The organism is Pseudomonas sp. M30-35, from assembly GCF_002163625.1.
Classification (GTDB): Bacteria; Pseudomonadota; Gammaproteobacteria; order Pseudomonadales; family Pseudomonadaceae; genus Aquipseudomonas.
The window spans coordinates 3864757-3882233 of record NZ_CP020892.1 but is presented as its reverse complement, the minus strand read 5'-3'; the positions used below and the strand labels follow the sequence as shown (position 1 = coordinate 3882233).

Annotated in this window: 21 protein-coding genes; 12 read left to right on the top strand and 9 right to left on the bottom strand. The window is 53.8% G+C overall.

Features of this window, described 5'->3' with window-relative positions; genetic code table 11:
• Nucleotides 1-16: 16 nt before the first annotated feature.
• The 8 genes from ptsN to B9K09_RS17930 form a co-directional block, all read right to left on the bottom strand.
• Nucleotides 17-481 carry a PTS IIA-like nitrogen regulatory protein PtsN gene (ptsN, locus tag B9K09_RS17965; RefSeq protein ID WP_087518106.1) on the bottom strand — a complete coding sequence of 155 codons (465 nt, stop codon included), beginning with the start codon at nucleotides 479-481 and terminating at the stop codon, nucleotides 17-19.
• 15 nt (nucleotides 482-496) lie between these two features.
• Nucleotides 497-805, bottom strand: a complete 309-nt coding sequence (gene hpf, locus B9K09_RS17960; RefSeq protein WP_087518105.1) for a ribosome hibernation-promoting factor, HPF/YfiA family — start codon at nucleotides 803-805, stop codon at nucleotides 497-499.
• A 188-nt stretch (nucleotides 806-993) separates the two neighbouring features.
• Nucleotides 994-2508 carry an RNA polymerase factor sigma-54 gene (locus B9K09_RS17955; protein ID WP_087518104.1) on the bottom strand — a complete coding sequence of 505 codons (1515 nt, stop codon included), beginning with the start codon at nucleotides 2506-2508 and terminating at the stop codon, nucleotides 994-996.
• Between the two features lie 134 nt (nucleotides 2509-2642).
• A complete protein-coding gene (lptB, locus tag B9K09_RS17950) occupies nucleotides 2643-3368 on the bottom strand; it encodes an LPS export ABC transporter ATP-binding protein (protein WP_087518103.1) in 726 nt (241 codons plus the stop codon).
• 3 nt (nucleotides 3369-3371) lie between these two features.
• Nucleotides 3372-3908 carry a lipopolysaccharide transport periplasmic protein LptA gene (lptA, locus tag B9K09_RS17945; RefSeq protein WP_087518102.1) on the bottom strand — a complete coding sequence of 179 codons (537 nt, stop codon included), beginning with the start codon at nucleotides 3906-3908 and terminating at the stop codon, nucleotides 3372-3374.
• Nucleotides 3895-4461 (bottom strand): LPS export ABC transporter periplasmic protein LptC, encoded by a 567-nt coding sequence (gene lptC, locus B9K09_RS17940; protein WP_087518101.1) that lies wholly within the window; start codon nucleotides 4459-4461, stop codon nucleotides 3895-3897. The genes lptA and lptC overlap by 14 nt, the downstream gene beginning before the upstream one ends.
• A gap of 11 nt (nucleotides 4462-4472) precedes the next feature.
• Nucleotides 4473-4997, bottom strand: a complete 525-nt coding sequence (locus B9K09_RS17935; protein WP_087518100.1) for an HAD family hydrolase — start codon at nucleotides 4995-4997, stop codon at nucleotides 4473-4475.
• Nucleotides 4997-5971: a KpsF/GutQ family sugar-phosphate isomerase gene (locus tag B9K09_RS17930; RefSeq protein WP_087518099.1), complete on the bottom strand. Its 975-nt coding sequence runs from the start codon at nucleotides 5969-5971 to the stop codon at nucleotides 4997-4999. The genes B9K09_RS17935 and B9K09_RS17930 overlap by 1 nt, the downstream gene beginning before the upstream one ends.
• 248 nt (nucleotides 5972-6219) lie before the next feature.
• Here B9K09_RS17930 and B9K09_RS17925 point away from each other — a divergent pair, with 248 nt between their 5' ends.
• From B9K09_RS17925 to hisC, 10 genes are all read left to right on the top strand, one after another.
• Nucleotides 6220-7029: an ATP-binding cassette domain-containing protein gene (locus B9K09_RS17925; RefSeq protein ID WP_087518098.1), complete on the top strand. Its 810-nt coding sequence runs from the start codon at nucleotides 6220-6222 to the stop codon at nucleotides 7027-7029.
• Nucleotides 7029-7826 (top strand): lipid asymmetry maintenance ABC transporter permease subunit MlaE, encoded by a 798-nt coding sequence (gene mlaE, locus B9K09_RS17920; protein WP_087518097.1) that lies wholly within the window; start codon nucleotides 7029-7031, stop codon nucleotides 7824-7826. Before B9K09_RS17925 ends, mlaE begins: the two co-directional genes overlap by 1 nt.
• Nucleotides 7826-8296, top strand: a complete 471-nt coding sequence (gene mlaD / locus B9K09_RS17915) for an outer membrane lipid asymmetry maintenance protein MlaD (RefSeq protein WP_087518096.1) — start codon at nucleotides 7826-7828, stop codon at nucleotides 8294-8296. Before mlaE ends, mlaD begins: the two co-directional genes overlap by 1 nt.
• Nucleotides 8297-8308: 12 nt before the next feature.
• A complete protein-coding gene (locus B9K09_RS17910; RefSeq protein WP_087518095.1) occupies nucleotides 8309-8941 on the top strand; it encodes a phospholipid-binding protein MlaC in 633 nt (210 codons plus the stop codon).
• Nucleotides 8938-9285, top strand: coding sequence for a lipid asymmetry maintenance protein MlaB (locus tag B9K09_RS17905; protein WP_087518094.1), 348 nt, complete (start codon nucleotides 8938-8940; stop codon nucleotides 9283-9285). The genes B9K09_RS17910 and B9K09_RS17905 overlap by 4 nt, the downstream gene beginning before the upstream one ends.
• Nucleotides 9286-9409: 124 nt before the next feature.
• Nucleotides 9410-9649: a BolA family protein gene (locus B9K09_RS17900; protein ID WP_087518093.1), complete on the top strand. Its 240-nt coding sequence runs from the start codon at nucleotides 9410-9412 to the stop codon at nucleotides 9647-9649.
• Nucleotides 9650-9665: 16 nt separating this feature from the next.
• Nucleotides 9666-10931, top strand: a complete 1266-nt coding sequence (murA, locus tag B9K09_RS17895; RefSeq protein ID WP_087518092.1) for a UDP-N-acetylglucosamine 1-carboxyvinyltransferase — start codon at nucleotides 9666-9668, stop codon at nucleotides 10929-10931.
• A gap of 106 nt (nucleotides 10932-11037) precedes the next feature.
• Complete coding sequence (hisG, locus tag B9K09_RS17890) at nucleotides 11038-11673, top strand: ATP phosphoribosyltransferase (protein WP_087518091.1); 636 nt, start codon at nucleotides 11038-11040, stop codon at nucleotides 11671-11673.
• Nucleotides 11674-11796: 123 nt separating this feature from the next.
• Entirely contained in the window at nucleotides 11797-13107 is a 1311-nt protein-coding gene (gene hisD / locus B9K09_RS17885) for a histidinol dehydrogenase (protein ID WP_087518090.1), read from the top strand.
• Nucleotides 13108-13224: 117 nt separating this feature from the next.
• Nucleotides 13225-14280, top strand: coding sequence for a histidinol-phosphate transaminase (gene hisC / locus B9K09_RS17880; protein ID WP_087518089.1), 1056 nt, complete (start codon nucleotides 13225-13227; stop codon nucleotides 14278-14280).
• 65 nt (nucleotides 14281-14345) lie between these two features.
• Here the strand turns inward: hisC and algW are convergent, their stop codons facing one another.
• Complete coding sequence (gene algW / locus B9K09_RS17875; protein WP_087518088.1) at nucleotides 14346-15506, bottom strand: Do family serine endopeptidase AlgW; 1161 nt, start codon at nucleotides 15504-15506, stop codon at nucleotides 14346-14348.
• 110 nt (nucleotides 15507-15616) lie between these two features.
• On the opposite strand from algW, the gene B9K09_RS17870 reads away from it, so the two are divergent.
• Nucleotides 15617-16375: a Nif3-like dinuclear metal center hexameric protein gene (locus B9K09_RS17870; RefSeq protein WP_087518087.1), complete on the top strand. Its 759-nt coding sequence runs from the start codon at nucleotides 15617-15619 to the stop codon at nucleotides 16373-16375.
• A 184-nt stretch (nucleotides 16376-16559) separates the two neighbouring features.
• Entirely contained in the window at nucleotides 16560-17477 is a 918-nt protein-coding gene (gene cysD / locus B9K09_RS17865) for a sulfate adenylyltransferase subunit CysD (RefSeq protein ID WP_087518086.1), read from the top strand.

The following is a 17477-nucleotide window of genomic DNA, read 5'->3' as shown; positions in this document are numbered from 1 at the left end:
GTAGATTCTCTGCCATTTAGCTGTTGTTCTGTATGTCGACAACAACCTGATACAGGGCGTCATTGCTTTGCGCTTGGCGCAGACGTTCGCGGACATCGCTGCGATCAAGCATGCTAGCGATTTGGCGAAGTAGCTCCAAGTGCTCGTCCGTTGCTGCTTCAGGAACCAGCAGTACGAATAGCAAATCTACCGGTGCGCCATCGATCGCGTCGAAATCTACAGGTGATTCTAGTCTGAGCAAGGCACTGATTGGCGCGTTGCAAGCAGGCAGGCGGCAGTGCGGAATGGCAATGCCATTGCCAAAACCGGTGGACCCGAGTTTCTCGCGGGCAATCAGGCTCTCGAAGATGTCTTGTCCATCGAGGTCGGGCAGTTCGCGCGCAACCAAGTTGGCAATCTGTTCGAGAACACGTTTTTTACTGCCACCCGGCACGTTCATCAAGGAACGGCCGGGGGTCAGGATATTTTCAAGTCGGATCATAGGAGTTGGGCGATATCAACGGGCCATTGCGCCCTGTTGACGGTCGAGCTGCTTTTCCTTGTGCTTGATAAGTTGTCTGTCGAGTTTGTCGGTCAGTAAATCGATTGCTGCATACATATCATCATGCTCGGCATTAGCAACTATTTCGCCGCCTGCAATGTGTAAGGTGGCTTCGATTTTCTGCTTGAGCTTCTCGACCTCCATAATGACTTGCACATTAGTAATCTTGTCGAAGTGGCGTTCTAGTCGACTGAGTTTTTCGTCGATGTAGTCACGCAGGGCGTCGGTCACATCTAGCTGGTGTCCACTGATGTTGACTTGCATACCGCATTCTCCTTGTTGCCGTGTGTAAGAGACAGGCTGTTTTGCCTGCCGCCGGAACACTTTGGCGCGGAAAAAACTCAGTCATCGAGTCTGGCATTTCACGCTCTGAATATTTGCAGTATGGCTGCATTTATCCAAGAGGGCGTCAGTTCGATATTGCTTGAGACAATTTTCCTGTTCATCAACTGCTACATCAATCGCTTGCGTTCACTTGAAGGCGCGATACCGAGGGACTCACGGTATTTAGCAACGGTGCGGCGAGCTACTTGAATGCCTTGTGCCTCCAGTAAACCAGCGATCTTGCTGTCACTCAATGGCTTTTTTGCATTTTCCGCTGCAACCAGTTTTTTGATAATCGCGCGGATCGCTGTAGATGAGCATTCTCCGCCTTCGGAGGTGCTTACATGGCTGGAGAAGAAATATTTCAACTCGTAAATGCCACGCGGAGTGTGCATAAATTTTTGCGTGGTAACGCGCGAGATTGTCGACTCGTGCATGCCCACCGCTTCGGCGATGTCGTGCAGCACCAGAGGCTTCATGGCCTCGTCACCATAGTCGAAGAAGCCGCGCTGGTGCTCAACAATCTGGGTCGCGACTTTCATCAGTGTTTCGTTGCGGCTCTGCAGGCTTTTTATAAACCAGCGGGCTTCCTGTAGTTGATTGCGCATAAAGGTGTTGTCAGCGCTGGAGTCGGCGCGGCGTACAAAGCCTGCGTACTGCGCATTCACCCGTAGTCGAGGCATGGCTTCCTGATTGAGCTCTACCAGCCAGCGCTCGTTGTGTTTGCGCACAATGACATCAGGAACCACGTACTCAGGCTCACTCGATTCGATCTGCGAGCCGGGGCGAGGGTTGAGACTCTGGATTAGTTCGATAACTTGACGCAGGTCGTCTTCTTTGAGCTTCATGCGGCGCATGAGCTGGCTGTAGTCACGACTGCCAAGCAGGTCAAGGTAATCATTGGCGAGGCGCTGGGCTTCGGTTAGCCAGGGCGTCTTGGCGGGCAGTTGGCGCAGTTGTAATGTCAGGCACTCGCGTAGATCGCGTGCGGCAATACCTGAAGGCTCGAACTGTTGAATGCGGTGCAGGACGGCTTCAATTTCGTCCAGCTCGATATCCAGTTCAGGGTCAAAGGCTTCAAGAATCTCTTCGAGGGTTTCTTCGAGGTAGCCTTGAACGTTGATACAGTCGATCAGGGTGACCGCGATCAAGCGATCCTTATCCGACATCGGCGACAGGTTGAGCTGCCAGAGCATATGGCTCTGTAGGCTTTCACCGGTGGAGGTGCGTGTGGTGAAGTCCCACTCGTCATCGTCGCTACTGCTCGGCAGGCTGCTGGCGCTGGTCTGGTAGATATCTTCCCAGGCGGTATCAACGGGCAATTCGTTGGGAATGCGTTCATTCCACTCGCCATCTTCCAGGTTGTCCACGGTTTGTGGGGCGTCTTGGAAGCTGGTTTCCTGGTAGGTGTCTTGTTGCGGGGGCTGCTCAACCGTAGCGGTTTCGGCTCCGTCGGCCATAGGGTCCGAGTTATCGAAATCTTCGCCTTCTTCTTGGCGTTCGAGCATTGGGTTCGACTCCAGTGCCTCCTGGATTTCTTGTTGAAGATCCAAGGTCGACAGTTGGAGCAAACGAATGGCTTGTTGCAGCTGAGGAGTCATCGTCAGCTGCTGGCCCATCTTCAGGACTAGCGATGGTTTCATTGCAGACCTTATTTACCTGCGTCTCTGCGCAATCTACTACAGGGCACCTGGGGCGCCTCAAGGAAGCAAATTATATGCCTGAACTGCAGTGCTTTGCCTAGATATTGAGGCTTATCGGTTGATAAAAACCGCAGTTAAAGACGGAATTCATGACCCAAGTAGACTTCTTTAACTGTCTGGTTGGCGAGAATCGCCTCTGCGTCGCCTTCCGCAATGAGCTGGCCATCGCTGACGATATAAGCTGTTTCGCAGATATCAAGCGTTTCGCGCACGTTGTGGTCGGTGATCAGCACGCCGATGCCTTTGGCTTTTAAGTGGTGAATGATTTGCTTGATATCGCCAACAGAAATCGGGTCAACACCGGCAAATGGCTCATCGAGCAAGATGAATTTCGGTGCAGTTGCCAAGGCGCGGGCGATTTCAACGCGGCGCCGCTCGCCGCCGGAAAGACTCATGCCCAAGTTGTCACGAATGTGGTGAATATGGAACTCCTCAAGCAGGTTCTCCAATTCAGCTTCGCGGCCAGCACGGTTGAGCTCTTTGCGCGTCTCAAGGATTGCCATGATGTTGTCGGCAACGCTGAGCTTGCGAAAAATTGATGCCTCTTGCGGCAGGTAACCAATGCCTGCGCGCGCGCGGCCGTGCATTGGCTGGTGGCTGACGTCTAGGTTGTCAATCAGAATGCGTCCCTGGTCAGCCTGGACTAAGCCCACAATCATGTAGAAGCAGGTGGTTTTACCTGCACCGTTAGGGCCAAGCAGGCCGACGATTTGGCCGCTATCAATGCTCAGGCTAACGTCACGGACAACCTGGCGGCTTTTGTAGCTTTTCGCCAGGTGTTGGGCTTTCAATGTAGCCATTAATTACTGCCCTTGGGTGGGTTTGTTCTTCGGTTGAATCACCATGTCGATACGCGGGCGCGGCGTGGTCACTTTGCTACCATTGGCGCGGCCAGCATTAACGATTTGGCGCTGAGTATCATAGACAATCTTCTCGCCCTCGAAGGTATTACCCTCTTGGATGACCTTGGCTTGGTCAATCAACACGATGCGCTCGTTAGCGGCAAAGTATTGGATGGTCAGGCCGTAGGCTTTGACGATCTCTTTGTCGGCAGCAGGTTTCTGCTCATAGTATGCAGGGCGGCCGACGGAGGTAAATACGTCGATTTCGCCTTTGGCATTTTGCGTAATAGTGACGGTGTCGCCGGTGATTATCATGGTGCCTTGAGTGATAACGACATCGCCGCGATAAACTGCAACACCTTGCTTGTCGTCGAGCTCTGCACTGTCTGCTTGTACGCGGATCGGCTGATCGCGGTCAGTGGGCAAAGCCCAAGTGTGAGCGCTTCCTAGCGCTGCACCCAAGCAGAGCAGAAGGGGGAGGGTTTTAACGAACCTCATGCTGGCCTCTTACGTTGGACAGCAAGAGCATCCTGCCGTCATTTAAATACGCTTTCATTCCTTGCGCCGTGGTCACCCCATTGGCTGCGTCGATTCTAACGGCTTGCTGGGTCTGCGCATATTCCTTATCGGGAATTACGGTCAAGCGACTGGTTGTAAGCAGGGTTGGGCGACCTTTTGCATCGGTGCGCTTTACGCGGACCTTATCAATCAGTTCGACCTCTTTACCGCCAGGCGAAACTTCACCTTTTTCACTTTGCACATGCCACGGCAGCTCTGTTCCGCGGTATAGCAGCAGATCAGGTTGCGTCAGATAGGAGATATCTGATGTTTTGGCATGCTCAACTTTGTCGGCAGTCAGCTCGTAATGCAATGCGCCGTCTGGTTGATATTGTACGGTTTTAGAATTAACCACATAAAAATCAATTGTGTTTTGTGCCGTGCTCTTGGCCGGTTTGTCCGCAAAGCTGTCTGGGTTGATATTCCAATAGCCCGCGGCGGCGACTAGCAGCACGCCGAGCAAGAGGAGAAAGATGTTCAGTGGTTTACGCATAGTATGCAGTTCTACAGGTAGGCTGCTTGAGCCGCTTCAAGGGTGCCTTGGGCAAGCATGATTAGTTCGCAGAACTCACGAGCTGCGCCTTCGCCGCCTTTGGCTTGGGTTACTGCGAACGCGTGTTGACGCACAAAAGGGTCGGCGCTGGAGACGGCCATGCCCAAGCCTACTCGACGAATAACCGGCAGGTCTGGCAGGTCGTCACCTAGGTAGGCGACCTGCTCATAGTTTAGGCCGAGTTCGCCAAGGAGTTCGTCAAGTACAACAAGTTTGTCTTCGCGGCCTTGGTAAAGGTGTTGGATGCCAAGGTTTTGCGCGCGACGTTCAACCACCGGGCTATTGCGTCCGGTGATAATCGCGGTGCGCACGCCTGAGTTAATCAGCATTTTGATGCCGTGGCCGTCAAGCGTATTAAATGTTTTGAATTCGCCGCCATCGACCAGAAAGTACAGCTTGCCGTCAGTGAGTACACCATCAACGTCAAAAATTGCCAGTTTGATCGCGCCAGCGCGTTCCTTGAATTCTGGGGTCATTACATTACTCCGGCGCGCAAAAGGTCATGCATGTTTAGCGCGCCAATAGGGCGATCGCTGTCATCGACTACAACCAGTGCGCTGATTTTATGGTCTTCCATGATTTTTAATGCCTCGGCCGCCAGCATTTCAGCGCGGGCGGTTTTTCCATGAGCGGTCATGACTTGATCGATGGTTGCTACACGTAGATCAATTTCTCGGTCTAGAGTTCTGCGCAAGTCACCATCAGTAAAAACTCCGGCCAGTAAGCCTTGTTTATCAATTACAACCGTCATGCCCAGGCCTTTTTGGGTCATTACCAGTAATGCTTCGCGAAGCGAGGCGCCAGAGTTTACCGTAGGTAGGCCATCTCCGGTGTGCATGACGTTCTCTACTTTCAAGAGTAGCCGCCTGCCGAGTGCGCCGCCTGGATGTGAAAAGGCGAAATCTTCAGCAGTAAAACCGCGTGCTTCAAGTAGTGCAATAGCCAATGCATCGCCCAGGACCAACGATGCGGTGGTCGATGAGGTTGGTGCCAGGTTAAGCGGGCAGGCCTCTTTTGACACGCTGGCATCGAGATTAACTTCGGCCGCTTTTGCCAGCATCGAGTCAGGATTGCCGGTCATGCTGATCAGCTTGATGCCCAGGCGCTTGATCAGTGGCAGCAAGGTCACGATCTCTGCGGTCGAACCTGAATTGGACAGCGCAAGCACTACGTCATCGCGGGTGATCATGCCCATGTCGCCGTGGCTGGCTTCGGCTGGATGTACAAAAAAAGCTGTGGTGCCGGTACTGGCCAGGGTCGCCGCGATTTTATTGCCGACGTGACCGGACTTGCCCATGCCAACTACAACCACTCGACCTTTGCACGCAAGTATCAGATCGCAAGCGCGGATAAAATTGCTATCCAGTCGTGGCAGCAGCTCTGCAACGGCTTCCAGTTCAAGGCGAATGGTGCGCTCTGCTGATTTGATAAGATCGTTTGACTGGTTCATGTCGGTTGGCTAGGCCATGCTCTGTAAAAGCCAGCGATTATAGCTCGAATGCGCTGTCAGCTCATCTTAGAATTGCTTACGCTTTATGTGGTCGTTTAAGTAGGAGTGGTTTGCCTCCTTTGCTAATATTGGGTGCGTTTCTGGGGCAGTGGTATGCTACGCCGCTAATTCGGCTCTTAATGGTTGGCGCGGTGTCTTGGGTTAAAGACCCGGCGTCTATCAAGGGAGGCTGTTCGTAAGGAGTTTAGATGGGCGCCGAAAGTCATTACGCGGTTGAGCTTAAAAACGTCAGTTTTAAGCGCGGTGACCGAGATATTTTCAAGAATATCGATGTATGTATTCCGCGCGGCAAGGTGATTGGCATTATGGGGCCTTCCGGAAGCGGAAAAACCACCCTGTTAAGGCTGATCGCCGCTGAATTGAAGCCTTCTGCTGGCGAAGTGTGGGTTAACGGGGTTGACCTACCGACACTGTCGCGCAGCGAATTGTTCGACATGCGTAAACAGATGGGCGTGCTGTTTCAAAGCGGCGCCTTGTTTACCGATCTCGATGTATTCGAGAACGTGGCATTTCCGTTGCGCGTCCATACCCAGCTTCCAGAAGAAATGATTCGCGATATTGTGCTTATGAAGCTGCAAGCTGTGGGGCTGCGCGGGGCATTTGAACTGATGCCGGACGAGTTGTCGGGTGGCATGAAGCGCCGCGTGGCATTGGCGCGGGCAATTGCCCTGGATCCACAGATTTTGATTTACGACGAGCCTTTTGTGGGGCAGGATCCGATTGCGATGGGGGTTCTGGTTCGTTTGATTCGCCTGCTAAATGATGCGCTGGGGATTACCAGTATCGTGGTTTCCCATGATTTGGCCGAAACAGCGACTATTGCAGACTACATCTATGTGGTGGGTGATACTCAGGTCTTGGGGCAAGGTACGCCAAGTGAATTGATGAAGTCGGAGAGTCCGCGCATTCAGCAGTTTATGCAGGGTGCAGCCGATGGTCCTGTCCCGTTTCACTTTCCGGCGGCTAGTTACCGCGACGATTTACTGGGGGCGCGCTAATGCGCAAGAGAACACCGATTGAGCGAGTCGCCCTGATGGGACGCGCCGGTATTGATGTGATCGCAACGCTGGGGCGCTCATCAATTTTTTTGTTGCGTGCTCTCCTCGGTCGCGGCACATCTGGCAATTCTTTCCATTTGCTGGTCAAGCAGCTGCATTCTGTCGGGGTGATGTCCCTGGCAATTATTATTGTTTCTGGCTTGTTTATCGGCATGGTGCTGTCGCTTCAAGGCTTCAATATCCTTTCCAGCTACGGCTCAGAGCAGGCCGTTGGGCAGATGGTTGCCCTGACACTGCTGCGTGAGTTGGGGCCGGTGGTGGCGGCGCTGTTGTTCGCCGGGCGTGCGGGTTCTGCATTGACGGCAGAGATCGGCAACATGAAGTCCACCGAGCAACTTTCAAGCCTGGCGATGATTGGCGTTGATCCGCTTAAGCATATTGTCGCGCCAAGACTGTGGGCTGGCTTCATCTCGATGCCTTTGCTGGCGATGATTTTCAGCGTGGTCGGTATTTGGGGCGGCTCGATGGTCGCAATCGACTGGCTGGGCGTTTATGAAGGTTCGTTCTGGTCAAACATGCAGAACAGCGTGTCATTTACGGGTGACGTGCTTAATGGTGTGATCAAGAGCATCGTTTTTGGATTTGTTGTGACCTGGATTGCCGTGTTTCAGGGCTATGACTGTGAGCCGACCTCGGAAGGCATCAGTCAGGCGACTACCCGAACAGTGGTCTATGCCTCTTTAGCTGTATTAGGTTTGGACTTTATTCTGACTGCTTTGATGTTTGGAGATTTCTGATGCAAAACCGCACACTGGAAGTTGGTGTCGGCCTGTTCCTGCTGGCCGGAATGCTGGCATTGATGCTACTGGCTCTGCGCGTCAGCGGTCTGGCAATGGGTAGCAATGATGATAGCTATAAAGTTTATGCATACTTTGAGAACATTGCGGGTCTAACCGTACGTTCCAAGGTGACCATGGCTGGGGTGACCATTGGTAAAGTCGTGGCGATTGATTTGGATCGTGACAGCTACACCGGACGCGTCACCATGGAAGTCGACAAAATGGTCAACAACCTGCCCGAAGACTCGACCGCCTCAATTCTGACCGCGGGTCTACTTGGCGAGAAATATATTGGGATCAGCGTAGGGGGTGAGGAAGAAGTGCTAAAAGATGGCGGCACTATTCACGACACCCAGTCATCGCTGGTTCTTGAAGACTTGATTGGTAAGTTTTTACTTAATTCTGTGAATAAAGACGACTCCAAATAACGGGAACTGATAATGATCAAAGTACTTCGTAACAGCCTTGTCGTGTTGCTCGCGGCATTGCCACTGATCGCCGTTGCCGCACCCACCGCTACCGAGGTGGTTCAGGAAACCACAACCAAGCTGCTTGATGACCTGAAGGCCAATAAAGAGCAGTATCGCAGTGACCCTAATGCGTTCTACAACGCCTTGGATTCCATTCTGGGCCCGGTGGTGGATGTTGATGGCATCTCGCGTGGGGTCATGACGGTGCGTTACTCGCGAAAGGCAACTCCGGCGCAAATGGAGCTTTTTCAGACCAACTTCAAGCAAAGTCTGATGCAGTTCTATGGCAATGCGCTGCTTGAGTACAACAATCAGGATATTCGTGTCCTGCCGTCTACAGGTCACCAGGATCCTAAGCGCGCCACTGTGAACATGGAGATCAAGGATGGTAACGGCACCATCTATCCGTTGGCCTACACCATGGTCAATAAAGGCGATGCATGGGTGATGCGCAATATGATCATCAACGGTATCAACGTTGGTAAACTGTTCCGCGACCAGTTCTCGCAGTCGATGCAGAAGAACAACAATGACTTGGATAAAGTCATTGATACCTGGCCTGAAACTGTCGCTAAAGCACGTCAGGCCAAGGGTGAGTCGTGAGTCGGGCAGCTATTGATGAGTTGTCGCCTGGGGTCTTTCAGCTCTCAGGCGTGATTGATTACAGCTCTGGGCCGCAGTTGCGTAAAGATGGCGGCAAGCTGCTCAAAGGCTGCAATGCCAGCACCTGCGTGATTGACTGCGCCGCTGTCGAGAAGTCCAGCAGCGTCGGGCTTTCATTGTTGCTGGCGTTCGTTCGCGATGCGCAAAGCAAAGGTAAAAGCATAGTGATACGCCACTTGCCTAAAGATATGCAGGAGATCGCCAAGGTTTCCGAGCTCTTGGATATTTTGCCTGTCGAGCAGAATGACCAAGAGCAAAACTCTGTGGCACCTGCGCCCGAGTAACCGCAGCCTATGCTTAACCTGTGGATTCTTGAGGATTCGCAGGTTCCCGGCTTTTTTTGTATGATGCGCGACCCGAGAGCTTCGGCTCCGCTGTCGCTAATGAATACGCTGATTGAGGTTGATCATGCAGGCCCTAGAAGTAAAAAGCCTCCTGGAGGCTAAACTGCCGGATACACAAGTAGAAGTTGAAGGCGAAGGCTGCAACTTCCAGCTGAATGTGATCGGCGATGAGGTGGCTGCTTTGAGCCCCGTTAAGCGTCAGCAGCAGGTCTATGCACACCTGAATCCATGGATTGCCGATGGCAGTATTCATGCTGTGACTATGAAATTCTTCAGCCGTGCCGCATGGGCCGCGCGTTCCTAGAGGCAGCGAGACAGTAATGGATAAATTAATTATTACCGGTGGCGTTCGTCTTGATGGCGAAATCCGCATTTCCGGTGCGAAGAACTCTGCACTGCCGATTCTGGCCGCGACCTTGCTTGGCGATGCCCCGGTTACCATCTGCAATTTGCCGCACTTGCACGACATCACCACGATGATCGAGCTGTTCGGGCGCATGGGCATTGAGCCGATTATTGACGAGAAACTCTCGGTCGAAGTTGACGCACGGGCGATCAAAACCCTGGTTGCGCCTTATGAGCTGGTTAAAACCATGCGCGCTTCGATTCTGGTGCTGGGCCCAATGGTTGCGCGCTTTGGCGAGGCTGAAGTTGCCCTCCCTGGCGGCTGTGCGATTGGTTCGCGCCCGGTAGATCTGCACATCCGTGGCCTTGAAGCCATGGGCGCAGTGATCGATGTCGAGGGTGGTTATATCAAAGCGAAAGCGCCGGAAGGCGGTTTGCGCGGCGCACGCTTCTTCTTCGATACCGTCAGCGTAACCGGTACTGAAAATATCATGATGGCCGCTACCTTGGCCAAAGGCCGTAGCGTGCTTGAAAATGCCGCGCGCGAGCCTGAAGTGGTTGATTTGGCAAACTGCCTGATCGCCATGGGCGCCAAGATCCAAGGTGCTGGCACCGACACCATCACCATCGATGGCGTTGAACGTCTTGGCGGTGCACGCTTTAGCGTTATGCCAGACCGTATCGAAACCGGTACCTATCTGGTCGCTGCTGCTGCGACTGGTGGTCGGGTCAAGCTCAAGGATACCGATGCTTCGACCTTGGAAGCCGTGATCTCCAAGCTGGAAGAGGCTGGCGCTGAAATAACCACCGGCCCAGACTGGATCGAGCTGGACATGAAAGGTAAGCGTCCCAAGGCCGTGACCCTGCGTACTGCGCCATATCCAGCGTTTCCTACCGATATGCAGGCTCAGTTCATCGCGCTCAATGCGATTGCTGAAGGCAGCGGCACTGTGATCGAAACCGTCTTCGAAAACCGCTTTATGCACGTCCATGAAATGATCCGTATGGGCGCGCAGATCTTGGTTGAAGGCAACACGGCCGTGGTAACGGGCACCGATAAACTCAAGGGCGCGCCAGTCATGGCGACCGACCTGCGTGCTTCGGCAAGCCTGGTGATCGCAGCATTGGTTGCTGAAGGTGATACCTTGATCGATCGTATCTACCACATCGACCGTGGTTACGAGTGTATCGAAGAGAAACTGCAGTTGTTGGGCGCCAAGATTCGCCGCGTTCCGGGCTAAGTTTCAACGCATGTCCCGCCATGCCGTTGAGGTCTGGCGGGTAACGCACGCTCAGGCCGTTGGTTTTGAGTTTGCGACGTTTAGCTTTTAAGGATTTACAACCATCATGCTCACCATCGCGCTGTCGAAAGGCCGCATTCTCGATGACACTCTGCCGCTGCTTGCCGCTGCGGGGATTGTGCCAACCGAGAACCCTGAAAAAAGCCGCAAACTGATCATTCCGACGACTCAGGATGATGTGCGCTTGCTGATTGTTCGTGCGACCGATGTGCCAACCTACGTTGAGCATGGCGCTGCCGATCTGGGCGTTGCCGGGAAAGACGTGCTGATGGAATACGGCGGTCAGGGCTTATACGAGCCGCTGGATCTGCGTATTGCCAAGTGCAAACTGATGACCGCGGGTGCGGTGGGTGCTGTTGAGCCCAGCGGTCGCCTGCGTGTAGCAACTAAGTTCGTCAACGTAGCCAAGCGTTACTACGCTGAACAAGGTCGCCAGGTTGATGTGATCAAGCTTTACGGATCTATGGAATTGGCGCCATTGGTCGGTTTGGCCGACAAGATTATCGATGTCGTCGACACCGGTAATACTTTGCGTGCCAACGGCCTGGAAGCGCAGGAACTGATCGCCACGATCAGTTCGCGCCTGGTGGTCAACAAGGCCTCGATGAAAATGCAGCACGCACGTATTCAGGCATTGATCGACACCTTGCGTGAAGCTGTCGAGTCGCGACACCCTAGCTAATACCCATACGCAGCCCAGTGCTGCGTCCGCCTATCCGTGTCATAGCCAGAATTTTCAGGTGCCCGCGCGGAGCGGCTGGTATTCTTCGGGCGCTTGAGCATTTGCTAATTCAAGAGGCCCGTTATGACTGCTCCCATCGCTATACGTCGACTCAACGCCGCTGACCAAGGTTTTGCCCACGACCTTGATCATTTGCTGAGTTGGGAGAGTGTGTCTGACGATGGCGTGAACCAGCGTGTGCTGGAGATCATCGCCGCTGTGCGCAGTCGTGGTGACGCCGCACTGGTTGAATATACCCAGCGGTTTGATGGCCTTGAAGTCGCCAGCATGGCTGAGCTGATTCTGCCGCGTGAGCGTCTGGAATTGGCACTGACCCGTATTACTCCCGCTCAGCGCGAAGCGTTGGAAGTCGCTGCTGAGCGCGTGCGCAGTTATCACGAGAAACAAAAGCAAGACTCATGGCGCTATACCGAAGCCGACGGCACGGTACTGGGTCAGCAAGTTACACCGCTGGATCGCGCGGGTTTGTATGTGCCTGGCGGTAAAGCGACCTATCCGTCATCAGTATTGATGAATGCGATCCCGGCTAAAGTAGCCGGTGTTGCTGAGGTCGTCATGGTAGTGCCGACGCCACGCGGTGATATCAACGAGATGGTGTTGGCTGCCGCTGCGATTGCTGGCGTCGATCGCGTATTCACCATCGGTGGCGCCCAAGCCATAGCTGCGCTGGCCTATGGCACGGAAAGCGTGCCGCCGGTGGATAAGATTGTTGGCCCCGGCAACATCTACGTGGCGACCGCCAAGCGTCATGTATTCGGCAAGGTTGGTATCGATATGATCGCCGGTCCTTCCGAGATTTTAGTGGTGTGCGATGGTCAAACCGATCCTGACTGGATCGCCATGGACCTGTTCTCGCAAGCTGAGCACGATGAAGATGCCCAGTCGATTTTACTCAGCCCTGATGCGGAGTTTCTCGATAAGGTCGCGGCATCCATCGCCAAATTGCTGCCAACCATGGAGCGTGCCGACATTATTCGCAGCTCGCTGGAAGCGCGCGGCGCATTGATCCACGTGGCCGATATGGCGCAAGCCATTGAAGTGGCTAACCGCATTGCTCCAGAGCACTTGGAGTTGTCCGTGGCAGAACCTGAACAATGGTTGCCACAGATTCGCCATGCGGGCGCAATATTCATGGGCCGTTATACCGCAGAAGCCTTGGGTGATTACTGCGCTGGGCCGAACCATGTGTTGCCTACATCCGGTACCGCGCGTTTTTCTTCGCCACTGGGCGTCTATGACTTCCAGAAACGCTCTTCAATCATCTATTGCTCCGCTGATGGTGCCTCTGAACTGGGTAAAACCGCTTCAGTGCTGGCCCGCGGCGAGTCTTTGACGGCTCACGCACGCAGCGCTGAATATCGGATTAAAAACTAATTCAGACAATTTTGGGCGCGGCTTTAAGCCTGCACCATGCGGCTACGGAGCCTCTGAAAGATTACGACGCTCGCTATCTTTCAGAGGCTCCCTAATGATTTTTAGGAGAGCAGGGCAATGAGCAAATTCTGGAGCCCCTTCGTTAAACAATTGGTGCCCTATGTGCCGGGCGAGCAACCGAAGCTGGCAAAGCTGGTTAAGCTCAACACCAACGAAAACCCATATGGGCCTTCGCCGCAGGCTATTGCGGCAATGCAAGCTGAGGTCAATGACCAGCTGCGTCTGTACCCCGACCCAAACAGTGATCGCCTGAAGCAGGCTATTGCACAATTCTACGGCGTAGAAACGTCTCAAGTGTTTGTTGGTAATGGTTCGGATGAAGTGCTCGCCCACGCTTTTCATGGTTTGTTCCAGCACGGTAAGCCGTTGCTGTTTCCGGACATCAGCTATAGCTTTTACCCCGTCTATTGCGGTTTGTACGGGATTGAGCCTGGGGTTGTTGAGCTTGATGAGCAATTCAATATCCGTGTTGAAGACTATGCGCGGCCGAATGGCGGCATCATTTTCCCAAACCCGAATGCGCCGACTGGCTGCCTGTTGCCGCTAGACGCTATTGAGCGCTTGTTGGCGCTCAATACTGAAAGCGTTGTGGTCGTGGATGAAGCCTATATCGACTTCGGTGGCGAGTCGGCGATTAGCCTGGTGGATAAGTACCCAAACTTGCTGGTAACTCAAACCCTTTCGAAGTCACGCTCGCTGGCAGGGCTGCGAGTGGGTTTTGCAGTGGGGCATGCAGACTTGATCGAGGCGTTGGAGCGGATCAAGAACAGCTTTAACTCCTATCCGCTGGATCGCGTGGCAATTGCCGGTGCTGCGGCTGCATTCGCCGATGAAGATTACTTCAAGCGCACCTGTCGGGCTGTCATCAGCAGTCGTGATGAAGTGGTTGAGGGGTTGCAGCAGTTGGGCTTTGAGGTGCTGCCTTCGGCCGCTAACTTCGTCTTTGCTCGTCATCCTGAGCGCGATGCAATCGAGTTGGCTGCGCAATTACGTGAACAAGGGGTGATAGTGCGTCACTTCAAACAGGCGCGTATTGCCCAGTTCTTGCGCATTACCATCGGCACACCCGAGCAGAATCAAACGCTGCTGGATGCATTGCAGGGGCTCTGCTGAGCCCAAGTAAGAAAGGGTGCTGCAGCGGTCTCGAGCACCGAGAACGCTGCATATCAGCCGTTTAGTTACTGATTATCGGCCGTCTTGGTTGAAGCTGGTGGGCGAACGCCAACCTCTGCGGTCAGGTCCATTGGCTTGCCGTTACGCAGGATTTCAATGTGAATCTTGTCGCCAGGTTTAGTCCGTGCCACCTGATTCATCGAGCGGCGGCCATCGCCTGCCGGTTCTCCGTCGATGTTCATGATTAAATCACCTGGCTGCAGGCCCGCACGCTGGGCTGGGCCGTCGCGATAAATTCCCGCGACAACAATGCCGGGTCGACCTTCAAGGCCGAATGACTCAGCCAGCTCTGGAGTCAGGGGCTGTACTTCAATGCCCAGCCAGCCACGAATGACCTGGCCGTGCTCGATAATTGCCTGCATGACTTCAAGCGCCAGTTTCACTGGAATAGCAAAGCCGATCCCCTGCGAGCCGCCTGACTTGGAGAAAATAGCGGTGTTGATGCCAACCAGATTACCGTCGGCATCAACCAGTGCGCCGCCTGAGTTGCCAGGGTTGATGGCGGCGTCAGTCTGGATGAAGTCTTCGTAGGTGTTGAGGCCGAGTTGATTACGCCCCGTGGCACTGATGATGCCCATGGTCACGGTTTGGCCGACCCCGAATGGGTTGCCAATGGCCAGGGTGACATCGCCGATCCTGATGTTATCCGAACGGCCCAGAGTGATTGCGGGCATGTCATCAAGATCGATCTTGAGTACCGCCAAGTCCGTTTCTGGATCACTGCCAATGACTCGGGCCAGGGTTTCACGGCCGTCTTTAAGCGCTACAACGATTTGGTCAGCGCCTGAGGTCACATGATTGTTGGTTAGCAGATAACCTTCCGAGCTCATAATTACGGCTGAACCGAGGCTTGACTCCATGCGGCGTTGCCTTGGCAGGTTATCGCCGAAAAACTTTTTGAACTGCGGGTCTTCAAACAACGGCACTGCTGGCTTGTTGACAAATTTGGTGGTGTACAAGTTAGCGACCGCAGGTGATGCCAAGGTCACCGCGTTCGCATAGGACGCCGGGCCGGCAGAAGCGCCGCGTCGGTTTTCGGGTGTCTGTCGAACCTCTACGTCGTGGTCAGGCAAGCCAACCCATTCGGGGTACTGCTGGATAAACAGCAAGGCGACAAGTACGCCAACGAGCAAGGGCCAGCCAAAAAAACGCACTGCTTTGAGCATCAAAGAAGTCCTGAGAGTTGCGAGGGGCAGTTGAGCCACTTAAGGTGGATCATTATAAGGGTGCTAGCGCGAATATTGCATTGGCCCGTATCAATCTAAGAGGAAACAAAATGGCAATCGCCCTGACCACCCTGATTGCAGAGACCCAGCGATATTTGAATGCAGACAGTATCAACGACTACTGCCCGAATGGTTTGCAGGTTGAAGGACGACCGAATGTGCAGCGATTAGTCACAGGTGTTACGGCCAGTCAGGCGCTGATCGATGCTGCAATTGAAGCGGAGGCTGACGTTATCCTCGTGCATCACGGTTATTTCTGGAAGGGTGAAGATCCATGCGTGACCGGCATGAAGCAGCGCCGACTCAAGGCACTGTTGAGCAACGATATCAGTCTGCTTGCCTATCACCTGCCGCTTGATGTGCATCCCGAAGTGGGGAATAACGTGCAGCTTGCTGCGCAGTTGGGTATCACCGTTGAAGGGGCGCTGAATCCGGATAATCCACGAACAGTGGGTTTGGTTGGCTCATTGGATGAGCCACAAAGCGCTCGTGACTTTGCTCGCCGCGTGCAGGAGCAACTGGGGCGTGAGCCGCTGTTGGTGGAGGGCTCCGAGATGATTCGCCGAGTAGGCTGGTGCACGGGTGGCGGGCAGGGTTATATCGATGAAGCAATCGCTGCTGGCGTTGATCTGTACCTGACTGGTGAAGCTTCGGAGCAGACCTTTCACAGCGCACAAGAGAATGGCATCAGTTTTATTGCCGCAGGTCATCATGCAACTGAACGCTACGGTGTGCAGGCGCTGGGTGAGTATTTAGCGAAGCGCTTTGCCATCGAGCATATATTCATTGATTGCGCCAACCCAATTTGACGCTTGCTTGAACAGAGCATCGGCGCTTTCGACGGCTCGATTGAGCCATTCCTGGGCAAAATACTGAGCATAAAGTTAGAACGTTTTGATCTAGTTGGCGGCCTGAATAGAAGCTAGTGCTGTGCTAGAGTGCGCCCATGTCCACGGCCCGCTGGCCCCATTACAAAGCAAATCGTGAGTAGCTATGCTCGACAAAATGACGCACCTGAAAGAGCTCGAGGCGGAAAGTATCCACATCATTCGTGAGGTGGCCGCCGAATTCGACAACCCGGTAATGCTCTATTCCATTGGTAAAGACTCCGCGGTGATGCTGCATCTGGCACGCAAGGCGTTCTTTCCAGGCAAGTTGCCGTTCCCGGTTATGCATGTCGACACCCGCTGGAAGTTTCAGGAGATGTATAGCTTCCGCGACAAGATGAAGACTGAAATGGGTTTGGACCTGATTGTTCACGTCAACCAAGAAGGCGTCGCTCAGGGCATCAACCCGCTGACCCACGGCAGTGCCAAGCACACCGACATCATGAAAACCGAAGGCCTCAAGCAGGCGCTCGACAAACATGGTTTCGATGCCGCCTTTGGTGGCGCACGTCGTGATGAAGAGAAATCCCGTGCCAAAGAGCGCGTGTACTCGTTCCGTGACAGCAAGCACCGCTGGGACCCTAAAAACCAGCGCCCAGAATTGTGGAATGTCTACAACGGCAAAGTGAAGAAGGGCGAGTCGATTCGCGTTTTCCCACTGTCCAACTGGACCGAGCTGGACATCTGGCAGTACATCTATCTGGAGCAAATTCCGATTGTGCCGCTGTACTTTGCAGCTGAGCGCGATGTGATCGAGAAGAATGGCACGCTGATCATGATCGATGATGAGCGCATTCTTGAGCACATGTCCGACGAAGAAAAGTCGCGCATTCAGAAGAAAATGGTGCGTTTCCGTACGCTGGGCGACTACCCATTGACGGGCGCCGTTGAGTCACAGGCGACAACGCTGGCTGACATTATTCAGGAAATGCTGCTGACCCGTACCTCTGAGCGTCAAGGTCGCGTGATTGACCATGATGGCGCAGGTTCGATGGAAGAGAAAAAACGTCAGGGGTACTTTTAA